This window comes from Mesorhizobium sp. M1423 (assembly GCF_040317575.1).
Lineage (GTDB): Bacteria > Pseudomonadota > Alphaproteobacteria > Rhizobiales > Rhizobiaceae > Mesorhizobium.
The window spans coordinates 14,486-31,526 of the sequence record NZ_JAMYKU010000025.1; the positions used below are offsets into that span (position 1 = coordinate 14,486).

Here is a 17,041-nt window from a genome sequence, read left to right on the forward strand (position 1 = left end):
GGCTGGTCGAAACAGCCTCGCATGAACCCGATCAGGACTCTGTTCCGCTCACACGCAGCCCTGAATCTCGGATAGCGCCGGGTGAGACACCCATGAAGCGTTTGAACGCCCTGCTGAAGGACGCATCGGAGTCATATCCCAACTCCGATGCGATCTGTGACTGCGACATATATCCGTTACGCAACCAGGATGCCGCCAGCCGAAGCCTCCATTGCAGGAGATAGCGGGCGGGGGATACCGACAACAGGCTCTTGAACCGCTGCGAGAACCTCGATCGCGACAGCCCGGACAATGCAGCCAGGCGATCGACTGGCCAGTCTTCCCCAGGGGAGCGATGGATTCTTGCAAGCGCCGACCCGATTTGTGGATCCTGCACGGCCGCCAGCCAACCAGTCAGGTCGTCCGAACATGTCTCGACCCAGGTTCTGATTACTTGCGTCATGACAATATCGGCGAGGCGCGCCATTATCGTTGCAGAGCCGATTCTTTGCGCTTCAGCCTCGCGCGCCATCATCGCAATGAGGCTTGGTAGGTCAGTATCGCCATGCTCGGCATGCCGGATGTGCATCACAGAAGGTAGCAGTTCCAGCAGCGGATTTGCTGTCGGGCCCTCAAAGCCGATCGTACAGCATGCGATCAACGATCGCGCGCCGCCGCCGCCAGACTTCAACTCGTAAGTTCCGTTCCCGATCAACGCGGGTTTGACATCGGCGAGCGGCAAGGTTCGCCGTTTTGGCCGATCGGACATAGTGTGCTCTGTTCCGTGGGGAAGAAGAAGCACATCGCCGTTTTCGAGCAGCAGCGGCGGCAAGCCCTTGGCTTGTATCCAGCAATGACCCTCGAGCATCGCATGAAAACGTACGCCCTCCCTGAACGGCACGGCGATGCCCCAGGGCGCCGTCAACTCGCTGCGGCCATATCTCGCATGGGCAAGGCGTAGATCGCGCAGCACCTCGCTCAACAAATCATTCTCGGCCGGCTGGTAGCTCATCGTTGCACGCCCTAGACCGGGCCGATCAATGGACCTAAGCGGATCACTCATCTGCACTCCTTTGCCCCAACTTCGCATACGCTTATGCATCCCGTTACCTCTCTTAGTGGGCAACCGAAGGGAGACCTATTGCGGATCCAGATTCCGCAAGAGATCTGACAAAGGAAATGGGATTCTGCTGGCGGCGTTCGCTTAGGGATGCGCCGGACTTTTTTCAACAATATCCGCCCCTTGCTGCCCATCAGATCGCGCGCGCGACCCAAAAGCTGTTCCCCAGCCGGGGGCGATCCCTTGAAAAGATCGACGGGTTCGAAGCCACAGAGTTCAAGCAGATAGGCGATTTCCTGGCGCAGGCTCCACCGCAGACCTTCACTGCTAAAACAGCGCCTTCAGCTCCGGCAATTTGTCGTTGACCAGCCAGCCATAGTAATTTTCCTCAGGCAGCTTTTCCGGCTCGCCCGCAGCGCGGCGCTTGTCGTTCTCCGCCTTCAGCGCATAGGCACGCTGTTCCGGATTGCCGACATTGTAGAGGGTCGACGTGATGCCGGGATTGCCTGAGATGTCGAAGCCGGCAATGCTTTTATAGGCGTCGATCGACTTCCGGATCGTTGCCGCGACATAAGGCAGTGTCAGGTCAGGATCCATGATGGTCTTGTAGACCGCGTTCGGGTCGCCGACGTCGAGCTCCGGCAGGCCGGAAACCTTGTGCACGAGATCGCTCATTTGCAGGGCCGTCAGCGGATTGAGCTGGCCAAGACCAAAAGTCTGGCCGGCATAATAGGGCTGGAAGAAAGTCGCGCCGAAGCGGTCGTTGGGAAAGCTCTCGCCGTTGACGGTCTTGCCGCGGAACGACCGGTTCCACACCTGCTCGCGGCATTCCCAGAGTTCGTAACTGTCCGATTTGCCCGCGCACTTGGCAAATTGCGGCCGCTGCACGAAATCGGTGATGTCTTCGCCTTCATAGGCGAAGGTGAGCTTGCTCGACAGATACGAGATCGCCTTGACGTAGTAGGTCTGCAGCCGGTCGTAGGCATCGACATTATAGGTGTGCTCGCCGACGATGGCGCCGACGATATGCATCGGGTCGATGCCATAGGCCGCGGCTGCCTGCATGATCTTGCCACGCAGCTCGGCATCGTTCTGGAGCAGCGCAAAGACTTTGCGGTATTTCGCCTGGAAGGTGGTGTTGGTCGCCTGGGTGCGCCGGCTGGATGCGCCCGGTATGTCGGGCTGCTCGGTGTTGCGGTTGCCGGGCGGCACCATCGTCGCCGCTTGCGCGGCGAACATGGCTGCCGCCAGCGTCAGCCCGAGAATGACGAGGATCAGTTTTTTCATGCGCCGCCGCCCAAATAGTCGCCGGGCAAACTAGGTAATGCTCCAACGGGAGTCGAGAGACGCCTGCACCCGACGGGACGAAAGCTCGCCGGATGCTTCCATTTGGCCACACATCGGAAATGCCGGGCTGAATTTGGCGGAGACCGGGAGCAATTCCCCGGCCTCTTTGAGGATGAAGCGTCTCCTACAGGATGAAACGCGACAAATCCGTGTTTCTGGAGAGGTCGCCGACATGCTTCTCCACATAGGCGGCATCGACGGTCACGGAGGTGCCGTTGCGGTCCGGTGCGTCATAGGAGATCTCGTCCAGCACCCGTTCCATCACCGTCTGCAGCCGCCTGGCGCCGATGTTCTCGACGCTGGCGTTGAGGTCAACAGCGATGCCGGCCAACGAGTCGATCGCGTCATCGGTGAAGACCAGGTCGACTCCCTCGGTCTTCATCAGTGCGATATACTGCTTGATCAGGCTGGCTTCGGTCTCGGTGAGGATGCGGACGAAATCGTCCTTCTCCAGCGCCCGCAGCTCGACACGGATCGGCAGGCGGCCCTGCAATTCCGGCAGCAAGTCGGATGGCTTGGCGACGTGGAACGCACCTGAAGCGATGAACAGGATGTGGTCGGTCTTCACCGGTCCGTATTTGGTCGCAACCGTGGTGCCTTCGACCAGCGGCAGCAGGTCGCGCTGCACGCCCTCGCGCGAAACACCGGCACCGATGCCGCCTTCGCGCGAGGCGATCTTGTCGATCTCGTCGAGGAAGACGATGCCGTCATTCTCCGTCGATTCGAGTGCCCTGCGCACCACCTCGTCCTGGTCGAGCAACTTGTCGGACTCGTCGCTGATCAACAGCCCGTAGGACTCTTTAACGGTCGTCTTGCGCATCTTGGTTTTCTTGCCGCCCATCGCTTTCGACAGCATGTCGTTGATGTTGAGCACGCCGATATTGGCGCCCGGCATGCCGGGGATCTCGAAGCCGGGCATGCCGCCATTGCCGGTATCGGCCACTTCGATCTCGATCTCCTTGTCGTCAAGCTCGCCGTCGCGCAGCTTCTTGCGGAAACTGTCACGGGTGGCCGGACTCGCCGTCTTGCCGACGAGCGCTTCAAGCACCCTTTCCTCTGCGTTGATGTGGGCACGCGCCTCGACGTCCTCGCGCATCTTCTCGCGCACCAGCCCGATGGCGATCTCGACCAGATCGCGGATGATCTGCTCGACATCGCGGCCGACATAGCCGACCTCCGTAAACTTGGTGGCTTCGACCTTGACGAAAGGCGCACCGGCAAGGCGCGCCAGGCGGCGAGAAATCTCGGTCTTGCCGACACCGGTCGGGCCGATCATTAGGATGTTCTTCGGCATCACCTCTTCGCGCATCTGGCCCTCGAGCTGCTGGCGGCGCCAGCGGTTGCGCAAGGCAATCGCCACGGCACGCTTGGCGTCTTTCTGGCCGATGATGAAGCGGTCGAGTTCCGAAACGATTTCGCGGGGAGAGAAGGTGCTCATGTCACTAAATTCCACTTTGCCACTGCCGAATGGACTCGAACGGATGCAGCAGCATGATCACGTTGAGTGTCAGATTGTCCCGGATGAGATAGCCGACACCGAATTCGAAGATGAGGGCGAGGGTTACGATCACCCATATAGGTAGCCTTCGCGCCATGACAAACCCCAGCACCATGGCCAGCGTGTCCGACACCGAATTGATAATGCTGTCGCCATAATAGTCGAGCGAGATCGTGCCGGCGCGATAGCGATCGATGATGAAAGGGCTGTTCTCGAGCAGCTCCCAGCCGCCCTCTATCACCACCGCAAAGGCCAGCCTGAGCCCGATCGGCGAGCGCGGGAAAAGGAACCACGCCAGCGCATAGAACAGGAAGCCGTGAATGATATGCGAGAAGCTGTACCAATCGGAGATATGCTGGGAATTCTCGGAGCTCTGCACGATGCCGTGCCACAGCTTGACGTAGCCGCAGGTGCAAATCGGTGTCCGCCCCATGCCGTAGAGGACCCCTGCCTGGAAGATGACCAGGCCAAGAACCAACAGAAGCCCCATTCGCCAACTGTCTTCGTAGGCCGAGACGGTTTTGTCGCTGGATACGCTCATGCTGCTATTGCCCCTCTTCTGCGTCACCCTGTTCGGCATCACCCTCAGGGGCATCAATCGCCATCAGCACGGCATCGCCATATTCCGACTTCCTGCGATCGATAGCCCTGAAACCGGCCTTTTCATAGGCACGGATAGCCCGTGCATTGGCCGGGTCCGGGTCGATGATGACGCGCGGCGCACCTTCCTCGAAAAGCCGCTCGACGAACTGCCGGACGATCGCCGAGCCGTGGCCGACCCCGACAAGCTCCGGCACGCCGATCGACAGATCGATGCCGAGCGTGCCGAACGGCTGGTCGCTATAGGGATGGCCGTCCTCCAGATGCGGATCGTAGCTCTGCAAATAGCCGATGGGTTTGCCGTCGAGCTCGATGATCAGCGGCTCGACCGAAATGCTGTCGATATGCTCGCGGATCTCCGCGATCTCGGTCTCTGGGTCGTTCCACCATTCGGCGACATGCGGCTCGGCAAGCCAGCCGGCGATCACCGGCAGGTCCCTCTCGGTCACCGGCCGAAAACCGTAGCGGAGGCTCCGCTCAGGCGGCATCGAGGGTTTCGACGACGAAGCTGTTGTTGGTGTAGACGCAAATGTCGGACGCGATCTGCATCGCCTTGCGGGCGATCGCCTCGGCGTCTTTATCGGTATCCATCAGGGCGCGGGCCGCGGCCAGCGCGTAGTTGCCGCCGGAGCCGATGGCCATGACGCCAAATTCGGGCTCCAGCACGTCGCCGGTGCCGGTCAGCGCCAGCGACACCGACCTGTCGGCCACCAGCATCATTGCTTCCAGCCGGCGCAAATAGCGGTCGGTGCGCCAGTCCTTGGCGAGCTCGACGCAGGCGCGTGTCAGCTGGTCGGGATATTGTTCGAGCTTGGCTTCGAGCCGCTCCAGCAGCGTGAAGGCATCGGCGGTGGCGCCGGCGAAGCCGGCAATGACGTTGCCGCCCTTGCCGATGCGGCGCACCTTCTTGGCGTTGCCCTTCATGATGGTCTGGCCGAGGCTGACCTGGCCGTCGCCGGCGATCACCACTTTGCCGCCCTTGCGCACGGTTAGGATGGTCGTGGCATGCATGGTCAGTTCATTCGACATTTTCTGCTCCGATCAGCACCGATCCCATCAAGGCGATTGGCGCGTTACGAGTGACTTGATCGGCCATATGTATGCATAGGCCAGACGATTGCAAACCGGCCATCCACCGGGCCGGATAGTGCTCCGCAGCGGTAACTGGCAATCGCCGGATCATGCTGCTAGAAGGCTTTCGTTTTCAGGCATGTGAACGCCTGAATCGTGCAAATCTGAGACAAGGATGAGGTCATGGCGCCCCGTTCCGCCGAGATAAGCCGCAAGACCAAGGAAACCGACATCTCCGTGTCGGTTCAGGTCGACGGCTCGGGCAAATCCGACATTTCGACGGGCGTCGGCTTCTTCGACCATATGCTGGACCAGTTATCGCGCCATTCGCTGATCGACATGACGGTGAAGGCCAAGGGCGACCTGCACATAGACGACCACCACACGGTCGAGGATACTGGTATCGCGCTTGGGCAGGCGCTGGCCAAGGCATTGGGCGAGCGGCGCGGCATCATGCGCTATGCTTCGATCGATCTCGCCATGGACGAGACGCTGACGCGGGCGGCGATCGACGTCTCCGGCCGGCCTTTTCTGGTCTGGAATGTTTCGTTCTCATCGCCGAAGATCGGTACGTTCGACACCGAGCTGGTGCGCGAATTCTTCCACGCGCTGGCGCAGAATGCCGGCATCACGCTGCATGTCACCAATCATTACGGCGCCAACAACCACCACATTGCCGAGACCTGCTTCAAGGCCGTGGCGCGTGCGCTGCGTTCGGCGCTCGAGCGCGACCCGCGCCAGCCGGACGCGGTTCCCTCCACCAAGGGATCCCTGAAAGGGTAGCGCCATGGCCATCTATGTCGTGATGGAGCCGCCAGGCCGCAGCGAAAGGGTGGACACCACCTTTGTCCGTGACGGCTTTGCCTGGCTCGGCTTCCTGGTGCCGCCGCTGTGGCTGGCCTGGCACCGGCTGTGGGTTGAGGCGGCATTGGCCTTTGTCGCCATGGGCCTGCTCTCGATGCTGGGCGAAAGGCTGGACCTGGAAACAGCCGGCTCGCTTTTATCTCTGCTTGTCATGCTCTTTGTCGGACTGGAAGGGCAGGGCTTGCGGATCGCAGCCCTGCGCCGTCGCGGCTGGCATGAATGGGGCGTGGTCGAGGCCAACCGGCTCGACGATGCCGACATTCGCTATGCGTTGGAAACCGATGCGGATTCGAATGCACGGTCCCCCGCACAGCGCATCGTCCCGGACGCAGCACTTGCCCGGCCGACGCCGATGGGCATGGCACTGGGGCTGACCCATATTCCGGGAAAGCGCTGAGATGCGGGTCGCGATCATCGATTACGGGTCGGGCAATCTGCGCTCGGCCACCAAGGCCTTCGAGCGTGCCGCTCATGAAGCCGGCATTGCCGCCGCGATTGAACTCACAGCCGATGCCGAGCGGGTCAGGACCGCCGACCGCATCGTCCTGCCCGGCGTTGGCGCCTATGCCGATTGCGCCGCTGGACTGCGCGCTGTGGCCGGCATGTGGGAAGCGGTCGAGGAGGTCGCGATCGTCAAGGGACGGCCGTTCCTAGGCATCTGCGTCGGCATGCAGCTGATGTCGGAGCGAGGCTTGGAGAAAACGGTTACGAAAGGGTTTGGCTGGATCGCCGGCGACGTCAAGGAGATCACGCCGGCCGATCCGACACTGAAGATCCCGCAGATCGGCTGGAACACGATTGACCTGAAGCGCAAGCATCCGCTGTTTTCCGGCATTGCGACGGGCGGGAAGGGGCTGCACGCCTACTTCGTCCACTCCTACCATCTCGATGCACGGAAGGAGGACGAGGTGCTGGCGGTCGCCGACTACGGTGGCCCGGTGACGGCCGCTGTCGCCCGCGGCAATCTCGCCGGAACGCAATTCCACCCCGAGAAGAGCCAGGCGCTCGGCCTCGCTTTGATCACCAACTTCCTGCAATGGAGGCCCTAGGTCATGAGCAAGAAGGGCTATTGGATGGCGATGGTCGATGTCCGCGACCCCGAGGTCTACAAGCAGTACATCGAGGCCAATGCCGCGGCTTTTGCGAAATACGGCGCGAAGTTTCCCGTGCGCGCCGGACGGTATACCAGCCCGGAAGGGCCGACAGGCAATCGCCACGTGCTGGTGGAATTCGAATCCTACGAGACGGCGATCGCCTGCTACGGCTCGCCCGAATACCAGGAGGCCTTGAAGTACAGGCTCGCCGGCTCGACCGGCCACTTTGTCATCGTCGAAGGCGCCTGAAGGTGATCCTGTTTCCGGCGATAGACCTCAAGGACGGCAAATGCGTGCGCCTCAAGCATGGCGACATGGCGACCGCGACGGTCTACAATGAAGATCCCGCCGCTCAGGCGCGCGCCTTCGAAGAGCAGGGCTTCGAATGGCTGCACGTCGTCGACCTCAACGGCGCCTTCAAGGGCCAGAGCGTCAACAGCGCGGCAGTCGGCGCCATCCTCAAGGCGACGAACAACCCGGTGCAGCTCGGCGGCGGCATCCGCACCCTGGCGCAGATCGAGGACTGGCTCGACCGTGGGCTGGCCCGCGTCATTCTTGGCACCGTGGCGGTGCGCGATCCGGATCTGGTCAGGCAGGCTTGCAAGGCGTTCCCGGGCAAGATCGCCGTCGGGATCGACGCCAAGGGCGGCAAGGTCGCGGTCGAAGGCTGGTCCGAGGCCTCGAGCCTCGGCGTCATCGAACTGGCGAGGAAATTCGAGGGCGCCGGCGTCGCTGCCATCATCTACACCGACATTGATCGAGACGGGGTGCTGACCGGCATCAACTGGGACGCCACCATCGATCTTGCCGAGGCGGTTTCGATCCCGGTCATCGCCTCGGGCGGGCTCGCCTCGATCGCCGACATTGTGCGCATGACCATGCCCGATGCGCGGAAGCTCGAAGGCGCGATCTCCGGCCGCGCGCTCTACGACGGCCGCATCGACCCGGCCGAGGCACTGGCGATCCTGCGTGGCAAACCGATGGCAGGGGCGTCATCATGAAAGTCTCGATTATCCTCGCCCCCTATAACAGCGGGCACTATCATGAAGGGTGCGGCCAGGGGCCGGACGCCATCATCGGCGGTGGGCTCGTCGAAGCTCTGACCGTGGCCGGCCATGACGTCGCCGTCGAAGATATCGGCAAGGTGGGAGACGAGCAGGGGCGCGAAATCGCAACCGGCTTCGCCGTCTGCAACGCCGTCGCGGCCAAGGTCGGCCTCGCCCGCGACGGAGGAGGCTTCCCCATTGTCCTTGCTGGAAATTGCCTGACCGCCGCCGGTGCGGTTGCCGGTGAAGACGCGGATTCGATTATCTGGGTCGATCAGCATGGCGATCTCAACACGCCAGAGACGTCCGCCTACGGCTTTCTCGACGGCATGGCGCTGGCGGCGACGCTCGGGCTCTGCTGGCGTCCGATGACGGCAGCAATTCCGGGATTCCGGCCGATGGACCCGGCGCACTGCATGCTGGTCGATGCCCGCGACCTCGATCCCGACGAAAAGCGCCTGCTGGAAACGTTGCCGATCGTGCGCGCCGAATGTGCCGGTGCGCTCGAAAGAGTCGGAAAGCTCACAGCGGCAGGGGCTGTTCGGGGACATCTGCATCTGGACCTGGATGTCCTCGATCCGGATGTGCTGCAGGTGAACCGCTACACGCATCCGGGCGGTCCTAGCCCGGAACAGCTACGGCAGCTTGCCTACGGGCTGGCCAGGTCCATCCCGATCGTGGGCGTGACGCTCTCGGCCTACGATCCGGCCTTTGATTCCCAGTCCGAGGTTCCGTCCGTCGTCGGCCAGCTGCTTGTCGACTTTCTTGCGGCGATCGAGAGGATCTGATGCTGAAAGCCCGCGTCATCCCCTGTCTCGACGTCAAGAACGGTCGCGTCGTCAAGGGCGTCAATTTCGTCGACCTGGTCGATGCCGGCGATCCCGTCGAAGCGGCAAAAGCCTATGACGCGGCCGGCGCCGACGAGCTCTGCTTTCTCGACATCACCGCCTCGTCGGAAAACCGCGAGACCATCTTCGATGTCATCACCCGAACGGCCGAACAATGTTTCATGCCGCTGACTGTCGGTGGTGGCGTCCGCCAGGTCGCCGACATCAGGAAGCTGCTTCTGGCCGGCGCCGACAAGGTGTCGATCAATACGGCGGTGGTGAAAACCCCAAATTTTGTCGCCGAGGCTGCCGACAAGTTTGGCAACCAGTGCATCGTCGTCGCCATCGACGCCAAGAAAGTGTCCGCTGCGGGCGAGGCTGATCGCTGGGAGATCTTCACCCATGGCGGCCGCGAGAAGACCGGCATCGATGCCGTCGAGTTCGCTCGGCGGATCGTCGATCTCGGCGCCGGCGAGATCCTGTTGACGTCGATGGACCGCGACGGCACCAAGGCCGGCTACGACATAGCGCTTACCCGCGCGGTCGCCGACGCCGTACGCGTGCCGGTCATCGCTTCCGGTGGCGTCGGCACGCTCGATCACATGGTCGAAGGCATTCGCGACGGCCATGCGGGCGCGGTGCTGGCAGCCTCGATCTTCCATTTCGGCACCTACAGCATCGCCGAAGCCAAGATGCATATGGCTCAGGCCGGACTGCCGATGCGGCTGGACTCGCCGGGTAATCGGTCCTAGAGCCTTTCCGGCTAAGAAGAGGCTGTAAACGCCGTTATGACCGAGTTCTCACTCTCCGATCTGGAGAAGATCATTGGCGAACGCGCACGTTCCGGCGATCCGGATTCGTGGACGGCCAAGCTCTTTCAGCGCGGCATGAGCAAGGCAGCGCAGAAACTCGGCGAAGAGGCGGTCGAAACGGTGATCGCAGCCGTCAGCGCCGACCGGGACGCGCTTGTTTCGGAAAGCGCCGATCTCATCTATCATTGGCTTGTCGTTCTCGGCATAGCGGACATTCCGCTGAGCGATGTGCTCAACGAGCTTGAACGCCGCACCGGTCGTTCGGGCATCGCCGAAAAGGCGTCTCGGCTGGACCGGGGCTGATCGCTGCGGAGGAACTCGATGGACCAGCTCGCTCCTACCGAGAAGTATTCACCCTATCGGTTCTTCTCGGCGGAGCAATGGTCGCGGTTCCGCGCCGATACGCCGATGACGCTCACCGAGGACGAGGTCCGTCGTCTGCGGTCGCTGAACGATCCGGTCGATCTCCACGAGGTCGAGCGCATCTACCTTTCGATGTCGCGGCTGTTGTCGGCCCATGTCGAAGCCAGTCAACTCCTGTTCAGGCAACGCCAGGTTTTTTTCAACGCGCTGGACGTGGCCAAGACACCGTTCATCATCGGCATTGCCGGTTCCGTGGCGGTTGGCAAATCGACCACGGCGCGCGTGCTAAAGGAGCTGCTGGCGCGCTGGCCGTCGAGTCCCAAGGTCGATCTGGTCACCACCGACGGTTTCCTGCTGCCGAACGAAGTCCTGCGCCGCAACAATCTGATGGAGCGCAAGGGCTTTCCCGACAGCTACGACGTCGGCGCGCTGCTGCGTTTCCTGTCCGGCATCAAATCGGCGCAGCGCAACGTCCGCGCGCCGGTCTATTCGCACCTGACCTATGACGTTATCCCGGGCGAGTTCCAGACCATCGACAGGCCGGACATCCTGATCTTCGAGGGCATCAATGTCCTGCAACCTGGCAAGCTGCCGAAGGACGGCAAGATCGTGCCTTTCCTGTCAGATTTCTTCGACTTCGCCATCTATATCGATGCCGAGGAGGCGCTTATCCATCACTGGTATATCGCCCGCTTCATGCGGCTGCGCGAAACCGCCTTCCGCGACCCAGCCTCCTTCTTCCACCGCTATTCGCAACTTTCCGAGGATGCGGCCCGCGCCATCGCCGAGGGCCTGTGGACCAACATCAACCTGAAGAACTTGCGCGAGAATATATTGCCGACCCGCGCCCGCGCCGATCTCATCCTGCGCAAGGGCGCCAATCATCTGGTCGAGGAAGTGGCGCTCCGAAAACTGTGAAATCCCGATTCATTCCTTAAAGTCATCTTAACCCCGTCTTCCTATTGTCAGGCCTGATCTGCGGGCTCGGCAAACAATGAATGCGCCATTCCTAAATATTGATCGGCCGGCAGCGGACCGCGTCGCACATCCGGGCAGCGGCGCCGCCACGATTGCCCTGATCGTGCCGGTCCACAATGAGGAAGGCGCGATTGCCCCGTTCCTGAAGGCGGTGTGCGAAAGCACCGCTCCGCTGAAGGACAATGGCGTTGCCCTCGAGTTCATCTTCGTCAACGACGGCAGCAGCGATACGACGCTCGAAAAGCTGATCGAAGCCCAACAAGCAGACCCTCGCATCCACATAATCGACCTTTCACGCAATTTCGGCAAGGAAGCCGCGATGACCGCGGGCCTCGACAGCTGCGATGCCGATGCCGCGATCCCGATGGACGTCGATATGCAGGATCCGCCGCATGTCATCCCGTTGCTTGTGGAAAAGTGGCGCGAGGGGTTCGAGGTTGTTCTTGCCAAGCGAGCCAACCGGTCGAGCGACAGCTTTCTCAAGCAGCGCTCCGCCTCGATGTTCTACCGCGTTCACAACTGGATCGCGCAGCAGAAGATCCCGCACGATGTCGGCGACTTCCGTTTGATCGACCGTCAGGTCATCCAGGCGCTGCGGTCTTTGCCCGAACGCCGTCGTTTCATGAAGGGCCTGTTCGCCTGGGTCGGGTTCCGCACCGCAAGCGTCGAATATGTCCGCGATCAGCGGATCGCCGGCCAGTCGAAATTCTCCGGCTGGAAGCTGTGGAACTTCGCGCTCGAAGGCATCACCAGCTTCTCCACCGCTCCGCTTGAAATCTGGACCTATGTCGGCGCGACGATTTCCGCGCTGTCGTTCCTCTACGGCCTGCTGATCGTCGCCAAGACAATGATCTTTGGCGTTGATGTGCCCGGCTACGCCTCGCTGCTGGTCAGCGTTCTTTTTCTTGGCGGCATCCAGTTGCTCGGCATCGGCATCATCGGACAATACCTCGGCAGGGTCTACGCCGAGATCAAGCAGCGTCCGATCTACATTGTGCGCCGCAAATATGAGGGAATGAGCTAATGGAGCTCGACGCCTACCGACAGATGGCCGCCACCGAAGACGAGCATTGGTGGTTCTGCGGGCGTCGCGCCATCGCAGAGGCGGTCATTCGCAGCATCGACCTGCCCGAAAAGGCGCGCATCGTCGAGATCGGCGCCGGCACCGGCGGCAACATCCGGATGCTGGAGCAGTTCGGCACCGTGACGGCAGTCGAGATGAGCGATCTCGCACGCAGGATTGCCTGGGAAAAGACCGGCCGCGACTTCCTTGCCGGACATCTGCCGGACAACATTCCTGTCACGCCGCAAAGCTGCGACCTGGTTTGCCTGTTCGACGTGCTGGAACATGTCGCCGAAGACGAGGCATCGCTTTCCGCGATCCGCCAGATGCTGAAACCAGCCGGCAGCGTCATCCTTACGGTGCCCGCACACCAATGGTTGTGGAGCACGCATGATGTGGGGCTGCATCATATGCGGCGCTATTCACGCAATCTGCTGCGTGAACGAATTGAAAGGGCTGGTTTCAGGATCGACCGGCTGAGCTACACAAATGCCGCACTCTTTCCTGTAGCGGCACTGGCACGGCTGGTGGATAGGTTGCGCAAGCCCGCCTTGCCAGCCGGCCATGCAACGCCGTCGAAACCACTGAATGCGGCGATGAAGGCAGTGTTTTCGGCGGAAGGCCGCATCATACCAAATGCAAGCCTGCCCTTCGGTGTTTCGCTGCTGGCGGTATTCCGCAAGGACGACGCCGTCGAAACCGGTCGCCTCGACGAGAAATTGGCAGCTTGACCGCGCAATGGGCACCGGCTCGTATCGTCGACTATCGCGCTTTGCGCTAATTGGCATTGCGTCGACGCTGATCTATGCCGTTTGTGCTCTCCTGCTGTCGCGTGGGCAGGCGACGGCGGCCCTGCCGGCGGCGCTCACATCGTTTGCGGCCTACGCCGTTGCCGCGCTGTTTTCTTACACCGGGCATAAATATTTCACCTTCACCTCGGGCGGCAGCCACGCGATGGAACTGCCCCGCTTTCTCCTGCTCACCGCTTCCGGCCTCGCTGTCGCAATCGCCCTGCCGGGGCTTTTGACCCAGATGCTCGGCGTCCCTGCCGCAGTCCCGATCCTGCTTACCTGCATTGCCGTGCCGGTCATCAACTATGTCGTCCTCGGACGCTGGGTGTTTCGTGGTCTCTAGCGCGCGATCCCTCAGTGAACTGCTGCCCGGTGCCAACCGTTTCTCGCCGTTTGCGGGCGTGGCGGGCGCCCCGTTGCTGCTGGCCTGCCTGGTCGTCATATACGCCGTCTGGCTGACAACAATTGCGATACCGACCAATGTCGACGTGTCATGGCTTCTGGTCGTCTGTGATCGGCTGCTTGGCGGAGAGCGGCTCAACACCGACATCATGGAGACCAACCCACCTTTCTCGATCTGGCTCTACATGCCGTTCATGCTCCTGGAAAAGCTCACCGGCATACGTGCGGAATTCTGGCTGACGCTTGGTGTCGTTTGCCTGAGCCTGGCCAGTCTTTTCGTTTCTGTCCGCATTCTCGCGCGCGATGAACCGGTTTACCGGCAGCCCCATGCGTTCTGGGCAGCAGCGGCGGCCCTGGGCTGGGTTCTCTGTTTCATGCCGGATCAATTCGGCCAACGCGAGCACTTCGCGTTGATTGCCATTCTGCCTTGGGTGGCGTTGCAATGCACACGTCAGCGGAACCCGGATTTCAGCGCCGGCTCGCGCCTGGAGCACATGGTCGCGGGCTTCGGCGCGGCGATCGTGGTCATGGTCAAGCCGCCCTATTTTGCGCTGGCCTTCATGTTGCCGTCACTCTGTCTTGCGGTTGAAAGGCGGTCGCTGAAACCGCTCTTCGTCGTGGAGAACCTGCTTGGCGCTACGATCGTGGCCGCCTATGTCGCGTCCATCGCGCTCTTCGACCGTGCTTATTTAAGCGAAGTCCTGCCCTTGGTCAGCGAGGTCTATCTTCCGTTGAGGGCCTCTACCGCCGATATGCTGGCGAACTGGCCGAAAGTGGTGCTGCTTCTGGCCGCCGCTACCGTGCTTGCGGCCGGCGGCCTGAGGCAGACGAACTGGGACGTCAGGATTCCGCTTCTGACCGCACTGGGGTTCATTCCGGCCTTCATCGTCATGGGCAAGGGTTGGCCCAATCACGCCCTGGCGATGGTCGTTGTTGCAACACTTGCATTTGGCATCCAGCTTCTGCGGTTCGGCACATTCCGCAGTGCAGGCTTCATTCGCAAGGCCGCCCTGATCTTCGGCTGCGTGCTGGTGCTGCAACTAGCGGTCAGGGCACAGTACGCGGCGCTGACGACGGACAACGGCCCGATCGGGCGCTCTGTCGCCGCGATCCACGCAACGGTCGAAACCCCGACCATCATGTCGATCGCCGACCGGATGCAGGTTGCCCATCCCCTCGCCAGGCTGGTCGACGGCAGGTTCATATCACGCCATCCGAGCGCCTGGGCGGTCTCCAACGCTGACACGCTCGCCCGCGCCACCGGCGATCTCGAACGGAGACGGGAACTTGAAAGCATCCGCGATCGGGTGATCGGCGAATACGCCGCCGAGATATCAGCGAAGAAGCCCGATGTCGTGCTGTCAGGCTCGCCCGCGCGGACAGCTCTGATGCTGCAGGACAAGCGGATCGGAGCCGCCTTGGCCGACTATCGTCTGCTGCACCACGAGCCGGAAATCACTGTCTATCTGCGTTACACGGCGCCTGCGCCGCTCCAAACCAATTGAGCAGAGGCTCCCGGAAGACCATGGCACGGCTGGATCCAATCGCTCCGCTGGACGACGTATGGCTCGAGCTCGAGAGCCTCGGTGCAACATCATGAGCGTCTCGAACGACATTGACGGCTTGAGCCGGTGGCGCGGCCGGAATATCGCGGCGGCGCTGCTTCCTAGCCGCAATGTCCTGGCCATTGCCGCAGCCACCGTGTTCTCCATCGTCTGGCAGCGGCGTTGGGGGACTGTTCCCGATACTAGCTGGCTGATCACGGTATGCGAGCGGATGCTCTCCGGTGAGCGGCTTTACTCGCAGATCCACGAGACCAACCCTCCATTCAGCGTATGGCTCTATCTGCCGCCAGTGGCTGTGGCCAGATTGCTGGGCGCCGCCCCGGAAATCCTGGTTGAGGCCTGGACATACCTTGCCGTGCTTATCGGACTTTCGCTCTCGGGCGTGATCGTCAAGCGCGCGGGTTTCACCGAAACTGCATCACTGTTTGCACTGGGGCCAGCGTTTTGCGCAATGCTGGTGATCTTCCCCGGCAACGCCTTCAGCGAGCGGGAGCATATCGGCATGGCGCTTTTCATGCCGCTGCTTGCGCTTCACGCCTGGCGTGCGCGCAGAGATGCAGCCGCCCAACCAGGCCCGGGGATCGCCGTACTCGCCGGCCTGTCGGGCAGCATTTTGCTGCTGGTCAAGCCCTACTATGCGATCATGGTGTTGGCGCCAGCGCTGGTCGTTGCAGTGCGCCGGCGCAGCCTGAAATCGATCTTCGCCCTGGAACACTGGGTCATTGGCGGCATCTGCATTGTCTATCTCGGCGCGGTCACGCTGATCCATCCGGAATTCCTGCGCGACATCTATCCCCTCTTGGCGGATGTTTATGGAAAGCTCGGCATCTTTTGGCCCATCGTGATCGGCCACGGTTTCGCGTGGTGTTTCCTCGTCTTCCTGATTTGGTGGCTGTGGCCGGCCGGGCGGTTTCCAGAGCTGGCGGCGGTAGCGCTGGCTGCATCGATCGCCGGCATGTTTCCCCTGTTCTACCAAGCGAAAGGCTGGTCTTATCATGCCTATCCCGCGATCTTTTGCGCCGTGGCAGCCATTTTGTGCCTGCTGGCAGTGCCCAGGATCGTGCGGCAGCCGTCGAAGCTGTTGGCGTTCGTGACGGCGCCTTCGCGAGCTTGGGCACTGGCGGGGGTGGCAATCGCTTTCTTGCCATACTGGAGCACCCAGAAACCGGGGCCGGCGCTGGTTGCCGCCATTCGCGCCGCGACCGATCGGCCTACTATTGCGTTGATCAGTTCGGATATGTCCTCGGGACATCCGTTGACCCGCATGATCGATGGGCAGTTCGTTTCGACCCATGTCAGCGATTGGCTCGGAGTGTTCGCGCTTTCCCTGTCCCGGCAGGCAGCCCTTTCCGGTGATACCGCTGAAGCCACGCGTTACCAGGCCATCATGGCGCGTTACGTCGAAAGCAAACGCAAAGAATTCGCGCGTCTGCGCCCGGATATCATTGTCTTCAAGAAAAACAACGCGATGTGGACAAGCCAACTGACAGAGCGTTTTGGCTTTGACGCCATCCTGGCGCACTACCGCATCTCGTCGAGGACGAGACCGAGCGCATCTATCTGCGCGACGATTATGTCCGGTCGGGCGACCGGCCACCCGAATTGAGCAAGGCCTCGGAAAAACCATGACGCGGCTGGATCCAATCGCTCCGCTGGACGACGTATGGCTCGAGCTCGAGAG

Annotated in this window: 20 protein-coding genes; 14 read left to right on the forward strand and 6 right to left on the reverse strand. The window is 61.7% G+C overall.

Annotated features, from left to right (window positions below; genetic code table 11):
• Positions 1-31: 31 nt before the first annotated feature.
• The 6 genes from NKG95_RS26035 to hslV all read right to left on the reverse strand — a co-directional run bounded on the left by NKG95_RS26035 (position 32) and on the right by hslV (position 5,513).
• On the reverse strand, positions 32-991 hold the full coding sequence (locus NKG95_RS26035; RefSeq protein WP_352547999.1) for an AraC family transcriptional regulator: 960 nt from the start codon (positions 989-991) through the stop codon (positions 32-34).
• A gap of 375 nt (positions 992-1,366) precedes the next feature.
• Positions 1,367-2,326 carry a DUF1402 family protein gene (locus tag NKG95_RS26040; RefSeq protein ID WP_353042903.1) on the reverse strand — a complete coding sequence of 320 codons (960 nt, stop codon included), beginning with the start codon at positions 2,324-2,326 and terminating at the stop codon, positions 1,367-1,369.
• A 184-nt stretch (positions 2,327-2,510) separates the two neighbouring features.
• A complete protein-coding gene (hslU, locus tag NKG95_RS26045) occupies positions 2,511-3,824 on the reverse strand; it encodes an ATP-dependent protease ATPase subunit HslU (RefSeq protein WP_023718257.1) in 1,314 nt (437 codons plus the stop codon).
• A gap of 4 nt (positions 3,825-3,828) precedes the next feature.
• A complete protein-coding gene (locus NKG95_RS26050) occupies positions 3,829-4,425 on the reverse strand; it encodes a DUF2585 domain-containing protein (RefSeq protein ID WP_254815925.1) in 597 nt (198 codons plus the stop codon).
• Positions 4,426-4,429: 4 nt separating this feature from the next.
• A complete protein-coding gene (locus tag NKG95_RS26055) occupies positions 4,430-4,972 on the reverse strand; it encodes a GNAT family N-acetyltransferase (protein WP_353042904.1) in 543 nt (180 codons plus the stop codon).
• Positions 4,962-5,513: an ATP-dependent protease subunit HslV gene (gene hslV, locus NKG95_RS26060; protein ID WP_353042905.1), complete on the reverse strand. Its 552-nt coding sequence runs from the start codon at positions 5,511-5,513 to the stop codon at positions 4,962-4,964. The genes NKG95_RS26055 and hslV overlap by 11 nt, the downstream gene beginning before the upstream one ends.
• A gap of 225 nt (positions 5,514-5,738) precedes the next feature.
• Here hslV and hisB point away from each other — a divergent pair, with 225 nt between their 5' ends.
• The 14 genes from hisB to NKG95_RS26130 all read left to right on the forward strand — a co-directional run bounded on the left by hisB (position 5,739) and on the right by NKG95_RS26130 (position 16,966).
• On the forward strand, positions 5,739-6,338 hold the full coding sequence (hisB, locus tag NKG95_RS26065; protein WP_352717183.1) for an imidazoleglycerol-phosphate dehydratase HisB: 600 nt from the start codon (positions 5,739-5,741) through the stop codon (positions 6,336-6,338).
• Between the two features lie 4 nt (positions 6,339-6,342).
• The gene (locus NKG95_RS26070; protein WP_353042906.1) at positions 6,343-6,816 is read left to right on the forward strand and encodes a DUF2628 domain-containing protein; all 474 of its coding nucleotides are present in this window, start codon (positions 6,343-6,345) and stop codon (positions 6,814-6,816) included.
• Position 6,817: 1 nt separating this feature from the next.
• Positions 6,818-7,468 carry an imidazole glycerol phosphate synthase subunit HisH gene (gene hisH / locus NKG95_RS26075; RefSeq protein WP_352484488.1) on the forward strand — a complete coding sequence of 217 codons (651 nt, stop codon included), beginning with the start codon at positions 6,818-6,820 and terminating at the stop codon, positions 7,466-7,468.
• Positions 7,469-7,471: 3 nt separating this feature from the next.
• A complete protein-coding gene (locus NKG95_RS26080) occupies positions 7,472-7,762 on the forward strand; it encodes a DUF1330 domain-containing protein (RefSeq protein ID WP_352484487.1) in 291 nt (96 codons plus the stop codon).
• 2 nt (positions 7,763-7,764) lie between these two features.
• Positions 7,765-8,514 (forward strand): 1-(5-phosphoribosyl)-5-[(5-phosphoribosylamino)methylideneamino]imidazole-4-carboxamide isomerase, encoded by a 750-nt coding sequence (gene hisA / locus NKG95_RS26085; protein WP_353042907.1) that lies wholly within the window; start codon positions 7,765-7,767, stop codon positions 8,512-8,514.
• Positions 8,511-9,347: an arginase family protein gene (locus NKG95_RS26090; RefSeq protein WP_353042908.1), complete on the forward strand. Its 837-nt coding sequence runs from the start codon at positions 8,511-8,513 to the stop codon at positions 9,345-9,347. The genes hisA and NKG95_RS26090 overlap by 4 nt, the downstream gene beginning before the upstream one ends.
• Positions 9,344-10,138 (forward strand): imidazole glycerol phosphate synthase subunit HisF, encoded by a 795-nt coding sequence (gene hisF, locus NKG95_RS26095; RefSeq protein ID WP_353042940.1) that lies wholly within the window; start codon positions 9,344-9,346, stop codon positions 10,136-10,138. Before NKG95_RS26090 ends, hisF begins: the two co-directional genes overlap by 4 nt.
• Before the next feature lie 36 nt (positions 10,139-10,174).
• Positions 10,175-10,501 carry a phosphoribosyl-ATP diphosphatase gene (locus tag NKG95_RS26100; RefSeq protein ID WP_254815934.1) on the forward strand — a complete coding sequence of 109 codons (327 nt, stop codon included), beginning with the start codon at positions 10,175-10,177 and terminating at the stop codon, positions 10,499-10,501.
• An 18-nt stretch (positions 10,502-10,519) separates the two neighbouring features.
• Entirely contained in the window at positions 10,520-11,479 is a 960-nt protein-coding gene (gene coaA / locus NKG95_RS26105) for a type I pantothenate kinase (RefSeq protein WP_023718269.1), read from the forward strand.
• Positions 11,480-11,555: 76 nt separating this feature from the next.
• The gene (locus tag NKG95_RS26110) at positions 11,556-12,563 is read left to right on the forward strand and encodes a glycosyltransferase family 2 protein (RefSeq protein WP_031193759.1); all 1,008 of its coding nucleotides are present in this window, start codon (positions 11,556-11,558) and stop codon (positions 12,561-12,563) included.
• On the forward strand, positions 12,563-13,333 hold the full coding sequence (locus tag NKG95_RS26115; RefSeq protein ID WP_353042909.1) for a class I SAM-dependent methyltransferase: 771 nt from the start codon (positions 12,563-12,565) through the stop codon (positions 13,331-13,333). Before NKG95_RS26110 ends, NKG95_RS26115 begins: the two co-directional genes overlap by 1 nt.
• 7 nt (positions 13,334-13,340) lie before the next feature.
• Complete coding sequence (locus NKG95_RS26120) at positions 13,341-13,736, forward strand: GtrA family protein (protein WP_023718272.1); 396 nt, start codon at positions 13,341-13,343, stop codon at positions 13,734-13,736.
• Positions 13,726-15,300 carry a hypothetical protein gene (locus NKG95_RS26125; protein ID WP_353042910.1) on the forward strand — a complete coding sequence of 525 codons (1,575 nt, stop codon included), beginning with the start codon at positions 13,726-13,728 and terminating at the stop codon, positions 15,298-15,300. The genes NKG95_RS26120 and NKG95_RS26125 overlap by 11 nt, the downstream gene beginning before the upstream one ends.
• A gap of 91 nt (positions 15,301-15,391) precedes the next feature.
• Positions 15,392-16,966 (forward strand): hypothetical protein, encoded by a 1,575-nt coding sequence (locus tag NKG95_RS26130; RefSeq protein WP_353042911.1) that lies wholly within the window; start codon positions 15,392-15,394, stop codon positions 16,964-16,966.
• Positions 16,967-17,041: the final 75 nt, after the last annotated feature.